This is a genomic window from Atopobium sp. (assembly GCF_034113385.1).
Taxonomy (GTDB): domain Bacteria; phylum Actinomycetota; class Coriobacteriia; order Coriobacteriales; family Atopobiaceae; genus Atopobium.
The window spans coordinates 51108-62810 of sequence record NZ_JAXEXL010000002.1; the positions used below are offsets into that span (position 1 = coordinate 51108).

Annotated in this window: 11 protein-coding genes; 4 read left to right on the forward strand and 7 right to left on the reverse strand. The window is 48.8% G+C overall.

Going from position 1 to position 11703, the window contains the following annotated elements:
- Positions 1-51: 51 nt before the first annotated feature.
- The 4 genes from SPD80_RS00465 to SPD80_RS00480 are packed head-to-tail and all read right to left on the reverse strand — an operon-like array spanning position 52 to position 3002.
- Positions 52-861: a metal ABC transporter permease gene (locus SPD80_RS00465; RefSeq protein ID WP_320606055.1), complete on the reverse strand. Its 810-nt coding sequence runs from the start codon at positions 859-861 to the stop codon at positions 52-54.
- The gene (locus SPD80_RS00470; protein ID WP_320827937.1) at positions 862-1578 is read right to left on the reverse strand and encodes a metal ABC transporter ATP-binding protein; all 717 of its coding nucleotides are present in this window, start codon (positions 1576-1578) and stop codon (positions 862-864) included. It lies immediately after the preceding gene.
- Entirely contained in the window at positions 1575-2576 is a 1002-nt protein-coding gene (locus SPD80_RS00475) for a metal ABC transporter substrate-binding protein (protein ID WP_320606053.1), read from the reverse strand. The genes SPD80_RS00470 and SPD80_RS00475 overlap by 4 nt, the downstream gene beginning before the upstream one ends.
- A gap of 15 nt (positions 2577-2591) precedes the next feature.
- Positions 2592-3002: a transcriptional repressor gene (locus SPD80_RS00480; protein WP_320606052.1), complete on the reverse strand. Its 411-nt coding sequence runs from the start codon at positions 3000-3002 to the stop codon at positions 2592-2594.
- A 258-nt stretch (positions 3003-3260) separates the two neighbouring features.
- Between SPD80_RS00480 and SPD80_RS00485 the strand changes: the two genes are divergently transcribed.
- Together SPD80_RS00485 and SPD80_RS00490 are read left to right on the forward strand one after the other, a co-directional pair.
- A complete protein-coding gene (locus SPD80_RS00485; RefSeq protein WP_320827939.1) occupies positions 3261-3929 on the forward strand; it encodes a Crp/Fnr family transcriptional regulator in 669 nt (222 codons plus the stop codon).
- A gap of 9 nt (positions 3930-3938) precedes the next feature.
- Positions 3939-4409 (forward strand): dCMP deaminase family protein, encoded by a 471-nt coding sequence (locus SPD80_RS00490; RefSeq protein ID WP_320827942.1) that lies wholly within the window; start codon positions 3939-3941, stop codon positions 4407-4409.
- Between the two features lie 6 nt (positions 4410-4415).
- On the opposite strand, the gene SPD80_RS00495 is transcribed toward SPD80_RS00490, so the two are convergent.
- Positions 4416-6227 carry an ABC transporter ATP-binding protein gene (locus SPD80_RS00495; RefSeq protein ID WP_320827944.1) on the reverse strand — a complete coding sequence of 604 codons (1812 nt, stop codon included), beginning with the start codon at positions 6225-6227 and terminating at the stop codon, positions 4416-4418.
- A 26-nt stretch (positions 6228-6253) separates the two neighbouring features.
- Complete coding sequence (locus tag SPD80_RS00500) at positions 6254-7429, reverse strand: cation diffusion facilitator family transporter (RefSeq protein ID WP_320606048.1); 1176 nt, start codon at positions 7427-7429, stop codon at positions 6254-6256.
- A gap of 204 nt (positions 7430-7633) precedes the next feature.
- Here SPD80_RS00500 and SPD80_RS00505 point away from each other — a divergent pair, with 204 nt between their 5' ends.
- Together SPD80_RS00505 and SPD80_RS00510 are read left to right on the forward strand one after the other, a co-directional pair.
- Entirely contained in the window at positions 7634-10099 is a 2466-nt protein-coding gene (locus SPD80_RS00505) for an ATP-dependent helicase (protein WP_320827946.1), read from the forward strand.
- A 2-nt stretch (positions 10100-10101) separates the two neighbouring features.
- On the forward strand, positions 10102-10809 hold the full coding sequence (locus tag SPD80_RS00510; RefSeq protein ID WP_320606046.1) for a 5'-methylthioadenosine/adenosylhomocysteine nucleosidase: 708 nt from the start codon (positions 10102-10104) through the stop codon (positions 10807-10809).
- Positions 10810-10817: 8 nt separating this feature from the next.
- Here SPD80_RS00510 and SPD80_RS00515 read toward each other — a convergent pair whose 3' ends face one another.
- A complete protein-coding gene (locus SPD80_RS00515) occupies positions 10818-11687 on the reverse strand; it encodes a DegV family protein (RefSeq protein ID WP_320606045.1) in 870 nt (289 codons plus the stop codon).
- Positions 11688-11703: the final 16 nt, after the last annotated feature.

The following is an 11703-nucleotide window of genomic DNA, read 5'->3' on the forward strand; positions in this document are numbered from 1 at the left end:
AGCCCGTGCTGGTGCAAAAGGGCTACGTGGAAATGTAGGTAAGTCAAGGCATTAGTCTTGGCAGGAAACCCTCTGAGCCAGTGAGCGAAGTGCAAAAATAATAACGAGAAGTGCTACAGAAAGCAGCACAATGGTGCCGCCTGGTTTAAGGCCAAGGTAGAAAGAAATGGTAAGGCCAACAAGGGTGGAAACAACTCCTACGCTACAAGCAACTATGCAGGTAATCTTCCAGCTTTTTGCTAATTGGAGTGCGCAGGCAACAGGAATTACCATCATTGATGAGACCATGAGTGAGCCAACCGTGCGTGAAGCTACGGCAACTACTAGTGCAGTTACCGCTACAAAGGCAGCATTCATGACGGGTAAGTTGACGCCAGAAATGCGTGCTTGAGTTTCATCATAGGCAAGCAAAAACAGTGAGCGACGTGCAGTAATACAAAAGACTACTGCAACTACCGTAATGCCAAGCACAAACAAGGTTTCTTCGTTAGATACCGTGAGAATGCTGCCAAATAAGAAAGCACTAAAGTTTGCAGCATTCGGGACAAAGCCAGATAGCACGCCAGCCAAACCAATGCCAGCAGCAAGTACCACAGCAACAGCAAGTTCGGATTGCTCCTTAAAGCGGCTGCGAATAGCTTCAACGCAAAACGCACCAGCTAAACAGGCGGCTGCCGCACCAAATACGGGATTAACGCCACCAATAAGGCCAGCGGCTACACCCGCAAGGGAAGTATGAGACAGTGCGTCACCTACCATGGAAAGTCTGCGCAGTACTACCGTTACGCCAATAAGTGGTAGCGCAATGCCCAGCAGCAGGCCAATGATAAGGCTACGCTGCATAAATGCGTACGCTAACATTTAGACCTCCTGCTTACTACAAGAAGACGTGGACGCATGCAGACAACCGCCTTCTAGCATCATGCAACTGCCACCAGCAAGGTTAATGGCATCTTGATCATGCGTTACCAGCAAGATTGACAGCGCACGCTGCTGTTTAATGCTGTCAATGAGTTCAAAGAAGTCATGGGTACTTTGCTGGTCAATGCCGGTAGTTGGCTCGTCTAAAATAAGAAGATCAGGCAAAGAGGCCATAGATGCTGCCAGTCGTACACGCTGCAATTGCCCTCCCGAGAGACTACCAATGATTTGATGGGCAAAGTCCTGCATACCTACCTGTTCCAACGCCTCATACGCACGGGTACGACGAGCCTTACTGCCGCGTATTTTTGTACAACTTGCTTGCACAAGCTCTAAAGAAGTAGCAGGAAAGCGAAGGGCACTGGTGGGTGGTAGTTGTTGAACATAGCCAACGCGTCCCCAGTTTTCAAAGCGTGAAGCATCAATGCCAAAAAGCTCTGCGGTTCCTTTTTGAGGAATAAGCTCACCAATGGCAGTTTTTATGAGCGTAGATTTACCTGCGCCATTGGCTCCAAGCAAAACCAACGTATCTCCCCAGTTGAGCGTGAGAGATACGTTGGACACTATTTGTTTTTTGCCCAAACGCACACTTACCTGAGTAAGCGATAAGGGCGGCGCGGCAAGAGTACTATATTCACCGCGCGGGTCGTTTATCACGAAAGAGCACCTACCAGCTTCTTGAGATTAGAGCGCATGACCGAGAAGTAATCTTCGCCAGCAGCAATTTCATCATCACTCAAGCCCTCGAGTGGGTTGAATTCCTCCATTTTTGCGCCAGCTTCCTCGGCAATTGCCTTAGCTACTTTGGGGCTTACCAGTTCTTCACTAAAGATAGTGGTTACCTTGTTCTTTTTAACGTAATCCGCAATCTCTGCCATGCGCTTTGCATCGGGCTCAGCTTCAGCATCAATATCTCCAATGGAGTACTGGGTCAGACCGTACCTGTTACAAAGGTACCCAAAAGCGGCATGAGAAACCACAACAGTTTTCTGAGAAGTGGTTTTAAGCTGCTCAGCAAACTCGGCATCTAGCTTGTCACATTCAGCTTCCCATTTAGCAAAGTTGGCAGTGTAAGTATCCTTGTTGGCGGAGTCAAGTTTAACCAGGCTATTCATGATGTTTTTCATCTCTGCCTTGGCGTTTTGCGGGTCAAGCCAAACATGAGGGTCATAGGCGCCATGGTCATGATCATGTTCTTCTTCCTTATGATCATGCTCTTTTTCATGCTCATGTTCGGGGTCTGTTTTGGCGGCTTCGAGCAGAGTAATGCCATCGGATGCAGCCAGCGCTTCTGGAGCGTTACTGCCTAGGCTCTTGAGGGTGTCATCTACCCAGTGCTCCATACCAGCTCCGTTATACACGAGCAGTTTGGCATCGGTAAAGCGAACCATGTCAGAAGTGGAAGGTTCCCAATCATGGGGCTCGGTACCAGTGGGGACGAGTGTCTTAACCTCGATTTTATCGCCACCAATTTTTTGAGCAAAGTCTGCCATGGGATAAAAGCTTGCAAGTACCTGCAGCTTAGAGCCGCTGGCAGCACCATTGGTGGCAGTAGGCTTATTGCAGCCCGAAAGTCCTAGTAAGGCAGGGGCAACTACCAATGCCGTAGCTCCGCTCAAACGCAAAAAATCAGCGCGCGTCATGTTCTTGTGCATGCTCTTCTCCAAATCCTAGTGATTGGTGTGGTGAGAAAGGCAATCAGGACAAGTACCATATAAAACGGTTTTGTGCGAATCTACCTCAAAGCCATGGTGAGCCTTGATGTGCGAGGTAAAGTCATCCACCATGTTGCAAGCAAGGGGAAATGCCTTGCCGCACTCCAAACAAACGAGCTGAGCTGCATTTTGCTCGGGGGAGAGGCGATAGAGTGCTTCACCTCGAGGAGAGATGGCCTTAAGGAGCTCGTGCTTGGCAACCAGATGCTCCAAATTGCGATACACCGTGGTACGACCAATTTCGCTGCCAGCCGCACGGAGGGCCTCATGCACACCGTCTACCGTGAGGTAGCGCTGAGTGTTATTGCTCAGGCAAGCGAGAATGTCTTCTCGCTGACGAGTTTTATAAGAGCCGCGCTGAGGCATAGCAGGAACCTTTCTCGTTTTCAATATGAAATCGAAAACCAATTTCATACTAGGACAATGAGAAGAGATGTCAATAATTTTTTTTAAGCTCTTCTTATGCTAATCGCATAACGTTGCAGGTAGTTTATACCCAAATGCAGAACTATGCCCAATCACACGGGATTTGCGCATAGCTTTATGTATAGATTTACACGTGAGGATGGGTATAGGGATGAGTATGGCAAACGTGCAGAGATGCTATGAACGTGGAGCTGCAAGATGGAAAAACCAAGCGTATCAAGCGTATCAAGTGCGTCAAGGGTAGAGAGGAATGCAGCCCGTCAGCTGTTGTTTGCTCAGGCAACGGCAGGCACTCTGGAACGTGGACAAAATCTGTTTCATGTCGGAGAGGCTTGCGACACGTTGTGGCTGGTAGACTCGGGGCGCTTGCGCTTGGTGTCTGTGCTGCCCGACGGACGCGAGTTGGTGCGTGATGTGGTGAGCGCTGGAGAAACCATTGGTATGGCGTTGCTGGTAGATGGGGCAGCATATCCCTATACTGCGCAAGCGCTGGATGACGTGGAGTATAGACGGGTTTCTCGACAACAGGTGCTGGATTTGGTGGAGCATCAGCCTTTTGTAGCGTTGGCGATTTTGCAGGCGATGAGTGTAAAGTTGCGTCAGGCAAACGAGCGAAATGCTATGCTTGCTCAAAAGAATCCGCTGGTACGATTGGCAGCGTTTTTGTTGGAGCGGTCGGCGCGTTTACAATCAGAGTCCATTGAGCTAACGGTGGATGATTTGGGTGCTGCGTGCGGTATGCGTCGTGAGACGGCAAGCCGCAAGGTTGGTGAATTGTGTGATCTTGGGCTGGTTGAGCGCGTGGGTCAAAGTGGGATTAGGATTGTAGACAAGGCGGGTTTGCAAAGGCTAGCTGGAAGAGTATAGGGGAGTCATATGCCAGATAAGCGCAATGATGTTATTAGCTGGGACGAGTTCTTTATGAGGGTTGCTCTGGCAGCGGCCATGCGCTCCAAAGATCCGCGCACGCAGGTTGGTGCTTGCATTGCTGACAAGCATCATCGCATTTTGTCGGTGGGCTACAACGGCACCCCTTCTGCAATCTCTGATGATGAGTTTCCTTGGGGTGATTCGAGCGATCCTTTGGACGATAAACATAGCTATGTGATTCATGCTGAGGCAAATGCCATCTTGAATTATCGTGGCAACCTTAAGGACATGCAGGGCGCTACGGTGTACGTAACGCTGTTCCCTTGTCATGAGTGCGCCAAGATGTTGGCTCAGGCAGGTATTGGCGAGGTCGTGTACTCATCCGATAAATACAACGGTACAACCGATAATTTGATTGCGCGCCGCGTGCTGGAGAATTGCGGTATTGGTTTTAGGCAAGTGCTTGTTACTGATTAATCGCAATTAACCCTCGGCACTATCCAAAAATGCGCCGGTTTGGCGGTTCCACAGCTTGGAATATTCGCCGCCAGCCTCTGCAAGCTGTGCATGCGTGCCATCTTCAACAATCTTGCCGTCAGATAAAACCACAATGCGGTCTAAAGACGCAACGGTAGACAGACGGTGGGCAACCACAATGGCAGTACGGCCTTTCATGAGGTTTACCAGCGCGCTCTGTACCAAGGCTTCACTTTCTGAGTCAAGAGCAGAGGTTGCCTCATCCAACACTAAGATGGGGGCATCAGTTAAAATGGCGCGCGCAATGGCAATGCGCTGGCGCTGACCGCCAGACAATTTAACCCCACGTTCACCAACCATGGTTTCCATACCCGCAGGAAGATGGTTAATAAACTCGAGTGCATTTGCCTGACGTGCGGCCTCATAGATTTGCTCGTCAGACGCGTCGGGACGGCCATAGGCAATATTCTCTTTAATGGAGCGATGAAACAGCAACGCCTCTTGCGGTACGTATGCCACTTGTCTGCGCAAACTTTGCTGTGTGGCATGGCTAATATCCTGACCATCAATGTAGATGTGTCCATCTTGGACATCAGACAAGCGCAGCAAAAGCTTGGTAAGCGTGGTTTTGCCAGAGCCAGAGTGGCCAACTAAACCAACGCGTTGACCAGCAGGAATGTGTAGGTTTAAATCTTCAAAGACCTTATCGTTTTGAGCGGCATCTATGTAGGCAAAGCCCAGATGATCAAAATCAATGGTGCCGTTGGTAACAACAAGAGGTTGTGCGTCAGGATCGTCTTCCACTAAGCGAGGCTCATCCAAGATTTTGGTCATTTCTGCGGCGTCACCGATGGCGCGGTTAATTCGTTGCATCATGGAATTGATGTAGTTAAAACGCATGGACAACTGGTAGGTGTAGGTAAAAATCATAACCAGTGTACCAGCGGAAATGCCAAACCATGCGTTGCCGCCGGCTACAAAAATAGATGTAACAAGCATGATGATGGTAATAAGACCACTCGTGGTAAAGCCGCGTTGCATCATGGCGCGCATGGAGCGATTGGCAGCGGTCATAGCCTGGGTATCTGCGTCGTTAAAGAGCTGTTTTTCAAAGTCTTCTCGGCCACATGTTTTAACAGCCAAAATGTTGGTTACTGCATCAGAAAGGACGCCAGAAAGTTTGTTTTGCGCTGCGGAGGTCTCCACAGATAGAGGGACAATGCGCTGGTACATACGGGTGGCAACAATCACATAAAGCACGAGCATGATGGCTAGTAACACTACAAAAGAGGGGACCACAGGAGCTAGCATAACAACCGTGCAAACAACTGAGGCAAGCGTAGGAATAAGTGAGTACACCACCACATCAACCAGGGCGGAATAGCCGCCCATAAACCGTGTGGTTTGCGATACAAGTGAGCCACCAAAACGGATGGTATGAAAGGTCATGGATTGGTTGGAAAGTGTGTCAAAACACAGGCGGGAGAGCTGGTAGTCTCCGTTAATTTCCAGTTTGTATACCGAGTAATCTTGCAGTTTGGAACAAATCTGCCCTACAGCATTAACGGCAAGTAGGGCTAGTATGTAGCCACCAAATACTTGCCACACGCGGTTGGCGGGAACAAAAGATGCCTGGACGCGGTCTACAATAAGGCTCATGACCCAAGTATTTATGTAGGTAAGAAGCACTACATACGCAATAGAAGTAAAGACTGCTAAGGCGGCAGCACCTGGTTTAAGTTTAGTCACGCACCAAAAACGCCAGAGCGTACGGCGCACAACAGCTTTGTCAAGCTGCGTGGTAGAGCGGTAAGACATCCCAATCCTTCCTGCGTTTTTAGGTTCTATACTTCGATGCTCAAGAAGTTTTGATCGATAGTAATTTTGCACATGGCTTGTGGATAGCGCTTCATGACCATCTGGGCAATTGCCTGTTTGAGCTCTTCATCGGTCATAGGCAAATTAAGGGGGCGCACACAGTCAAAAATAATGTTGGTGTGCGTGGGACCAGGGACGCAGCGCAGGTCATGAATGGTAAGACGTGGATCAATAGAGCGCACGCGCCGTGCAATCCAGTTATGCAAATCATCAAGATTGGGGTCGTTAGTTACTATGGGATCATAGTGCAATACGCACACAATGCCTTCTTCCTGAAAGCGTTGCTCAATGTTGTCTATGGTGTCATGGCTTTGTAAGGGGTCAAGCTCTGCTGCCATCTCTACATGAGCGCTGATAAACACTCGTCCAGGGCCATAGTTGTGCACCATAAGATCATGGGTGCCCAAGACACCTTCGTAGCTCATGATGGCATCATGGATGTATTTCACCAGCTTAGGGTCTGGCGCAGATCCCAAAAGCGGATCGATAGTATCTTTAATCAGGCCAAAACCACTATATACAATGTATGTAGCAACAGCTAGGCCAGCCCAGCCATCAAAATTAAAGCCGATAAGTGCAGATAACAGGTTTGCCATTAAAACAGCTGAGGTGCTAATAACGTCATTGCGCGCGTCTACTGACGCGGCAATAAGCGCACTAGAATCGATTTTCTCACCAACGGACTCGTTAAACGAAGATAGATACAGTTTGGTTATGATGGACGCAACAAGGACAAGAGCAGCGGGAACACCAAAGTGGGCAGGTGTAGGACTTACAATCTTCTCAAGAGATGTTCTGAACAGCTCCACGCCAATGACCATGACAATAACAGCAACAACCAGGCCACTTAGGTATTCATAGCGACCATGACCGTAGGGGTGCTCAAGATCTGCTGGTTTAGCAGCCAACTTAAAGCCAAAGAGGGAAATGATATTACCGCCTGCATCAGAGAGGTTGTTAACGGCGTCTGCAAAGATAGAAACTGAACCGGATAGCAGGCCAACAAGTGCTTTAAACACAAACAAAACTCCGTTAAAGCCAATGCCTGCAAGCGCGGCGGCAGCGCCGTAAGCGCGACGGTCTTTGGGGTTTGTTAAGTCGGTTGCACCGGGAGCCAAATGGCTCATAATCCATTGTTCCAACGTGGTATCCATTTCAACTTGAGGCTCTGGTGTGCTTTACGGTGATATTTACCCAGTTGAGCTTTGGCTATCGTGCGAATTGGCTTTCTGAGAGAAAAAATGTCCGAACACACCGTTAGACTTAGTCCGTAAAACAGTTTGTAACACAAGCGGTGCTTCATGGGGCACCATGCTGCACTCAGATTTGATTTTTGCGGAGCATACATGTCTAACGAGCAAGATTCTTTATTTGTTGCCAGGCCAAGCATTGATTTAGCCACCCTTAATGAGGCTCAGCGTGCAGCTGCAACCTGTACGTCTGGTCCATTGCTTGTGCTTGCAGGGGCTGGTTCGGGTAAGACGCGTGTACTTACCTATCGTATTGCACATATGATTGCAGATGAAGGCGTGCGTCCGTGGCAAATTCTGGCTATTACCTTTACGAATAAGGCTGCCGCAGAGATGCGTGAGCGTCTTAATGCATTGCTTCCCAATGGCACACGCGGCATGTGGGTATGCACGTTTCATGCCATGTGCGTGCGTATGTTGCGCGAGGATGCGGATTGTCTTGGCTTTCAGCCAAACTTTACTATTTATGATGATGATGACTCAAAACGTCTGATAAAAGCCATTATGAATGACTTGGATATTGAGCCTAAGTCGTTCCCACTTACTGCTATTCGCGCTCAGATTTCCGCTGCTAAAAACGCTCTAATTACTCCTGAGCACATGAGTGATGAGGCACAAAGTCCGCTTGAGCGCAAAAGTGCACAGGTTTACCTTGAGCTGCAGCGTCGTTTGTTGCGCGCAAACGCCATGGATTTTGATGACCTTCTTGTTAATGCGTATGAGTTGTTGTCCAAACATCCCGATGTGTTAGAAAAATATCAGCTGCGTTTTGTGCAGATTTCTGTGGATGAGTACCAGGATACCAACCATGTGCAGTACAAAATTACCAATTTGTTGGCAGCTCGTACGCGCAATCTTATGGTTGTTGGTGATGATGATCAGTCCATTTACTCATGGCGTGGTGCAGATATCCAAAATATTTTGGACTTTGAGAAGGACTATCCAGATGCCAAGGTAGTTAAGCTTGAAGAGAATTATCGTTCTACGGGTCATATTTTGGCAGCAGCAAATGCCGTGGTTTCCAATAACTCGCGTCGCAAGTCAAAGCGCTTGTTTACGTCGCGTGGTGATGGGGATACGGTGCGGGTATATCAAGCTGCCGATGAGCGCGATGAGGGTCGTTGGATTGGCTCAGAAATCGATAAAGTCCATGATGCAGGCACAAGCTACGATGACATTGCGGTATTTTATCGTACAAATGCACAATCCCGTATTTTAGAAGACATGCTCTTGCGTGCAGGTGTCCCTTACAAGATTGTGGGCGGAACACGGTTCTTTGATCGTCAAGAAATTCGTGATGTAATGGCCTATCTCAAGCTGGTTGTTAATCCCGATGATGACGTAGCAGCTCTTCGTGTTATCAATACACCACGGCGCGGCATTGGCACTACGTCCATACATAAGATTGCAGAGTATGCAGCTTCTCAGGGCATTTCCTTCTTTAGTGCCGCGCAGGCGTGTGTGGCTGAAGTGGGCCTACTATCCACTAAGGTGCGCAATGCCCTGGCGGAGTTTACCAATGCTATTGAATCCAGCCGCCACCTTTCTGGGGATTTGGCAGATGTAGTAGAAGCTATTGTCGAGAAAAGCGGCATTATTCATGCGTATGAAGCCGAGAATACTATGGAGTCGCGCGGCCGCATCGAGAACGTGCAGGAATTCTTTGGTGTTGCAGCGGAGTTTGATGAAGATCATGAAGACGCGGCAGAAACACTTGAATCTATCGAGCAACTCAAAGAGGCTGGTGCTATACCTGTCGGCGAGCTTGATGCCTCTGGTATAGCTGCAACAGGTAGCGCCGTTACGGCTGCCAACCTGCGACCTCCTGTGGCAGCAGAAAAACTTCCAGCTCTTATAGAATGGCTTGCCCTGCGCAGTGATTTGGATTCTCTTGCAGGTTCTACAAGTGCAGTTACTATGATGACCATTCACTCTGCTAAGGGCCTTGAGTTTCCCGTTGTCTTTGTGGCGGGTATGGAGGATGGCATTTTCCCACATACTGCGTATGAAGCAGATCCTGCATCATTGGAAGAAGAGCGCCGTTTAGCATACGTTGCTATTACACGAGCAGAGCGCCGTTTATATCTTACCTATGCCGTAACTCGCCGAACGTACGGCTCTACGCAGGCTAATCCACGCAGTCGTTTTCTTAACGAGATTCCAGAGGAGCATATTACCAAGGTAGGTGTAGGTTCATATGCCTTCTCGGGAGTGGGTTGGGAAAAGCGTGGTGACCGCCGGGGAACCTATGGTTCTGGGCAAGGCTCTGATATGTATGGTGGGCGTGTCTTTGGTGCTGCTACCCGTTCATCTAACTTGGGTGCTCACAAAAGTGCTCATACGGGCTCGAGTTTTGCGGACTTTGCTACAGACAGCGTTGCTCGTACAGAGTGTACGGATTCACAAAGCTTTGCTGCGGGAGATAACGTTTCTCACAAGACGTTTGGTCCTGGTGTGGTAACTGCTGTGGATGGAGACACTATTGAGGTTGTCTTTAGCCGTACAGGAAAGAAGAAAAAGCTCATGAAGGGTTTTGCGCCCATTGTTAAGGTAGAGGGATAGCCATGAAGCTCGGTATTATTTGTGCCATGGATGTGGAAGCAGCGCTGCTCAAGGAGCATATGCACAATACGGCAGTTACTACCTACGCACACATGGATTACGTTGAAGGTATGCTTGAAGACTGTTCGGTTGTGGTAGTACGCTGCGGCATTGGTAAAAGCAACGCAGCGGTGTGCGTGCAAAATCTGGTAAATCACTTTGGCGTAACGCATATTATTAACTCAGGAGCAGCGGGATCGCTGGATAACCGTATTGATATTTTGGACATTGTGGTTTCAACCGATGTTATCCATCATGATGTTGATGCAACTATTTTTGGTTATGCAGCTGGTGAAGTTCCTGGTTTAGGGGTAGCGGCCTTCCCTGCGGATGAAGCACTGCGCCGTGTGGTACTTCAGGCCATTGCTCAGGCTCACGAGAAGTACGCGGTGTTTGAGGGGCGCATTGCTTCTGGTGATCAATTCATTGCAGATGATACAACTAAAGCTCACATCCGTGATACATTCCATGCCTGTTGCTGCGAGATGGAAGGCGCTTCTATAGCTCAGGCGTGCTGGCTTAATGACCTGCCTTTTGTTATTATCCGTGCCATTTCTGATAAAGCGGATGACTCAAAGCAGATTGAGTATCCTGTTTTTGAAAAGATTGCAGCACATCAAAGCGCCAAGGTCGTCATGCTTGTGGCGGCACAGCTTGCTGCGCACTCGTAACTGCTCAGCTACTGGGCCAAAACATCTGGTTGTACACATATGCCAACAAGGTCAGGACCTGTGTGTACCAAAAGCTCGGGCGTTGCGGCAGAAAATACAATGCGAGTAACGTTGTTGAGGCGTTTTTTGACTTCTGACTCAAGGTAGGAGGCAATTTCTGCAGAATTGGAAACGCAAATGCCTACAACAACGTGCGAGAAGTTCTTGGCGTGCTTCTCTACAAACTTCAGCTCTTCCTCTATGGCCTTCTCAAAGCCACGCGCTTTTTTAACGGGTGTGTACATGCCTTCAGGGTCACATGTAATAACAGGCTTGATGTTAAGTATGGTGCCCAAACGGTATGTTGCTTCAGAAATACGACCACCTTTACGCAGGTAGGATAAGGTTTTGGTGCAAAACCAAAGGCGCGTATCGCTTACGAGTTGCTCACACTTGGACACAATGTCATTAAGCTCCAGGCCTTTCTCGGCAAGGAGTGTGGCGGCCTGAACAATTAAGCCAGCACCAAGGCCAATATTCTTGGTATCAATCACGTGTACGGCAAAATCATTTACCTGAGACGCAATGAGGCGTACGGTTTGATTGGTGGAGGACAAGCCACTGGAAATGGTCACAAAAATTGCCTGGTTATACCCATCATCTTTAGCTTTTTGCAGAGCCGTTAAGATGCTATGGGGGCTGGGAAGCGATGTTGTGGGAATCTCTTCATCAAAGCGCGCAATAACCTCTTCAGAGCTAATGGTAACCGTGGACTCATAGGAACTGCCATCAGAATAACTAATGGTAAGTGGCACAATTCGTATGTCATGCTCGCGCGCAAAGGTGGTACCTGTGTCAGTACCGGAGTCGGTAAGAATTGCAATTCGCTGGCTGTTCATGTGAGTCCTTTCCAGC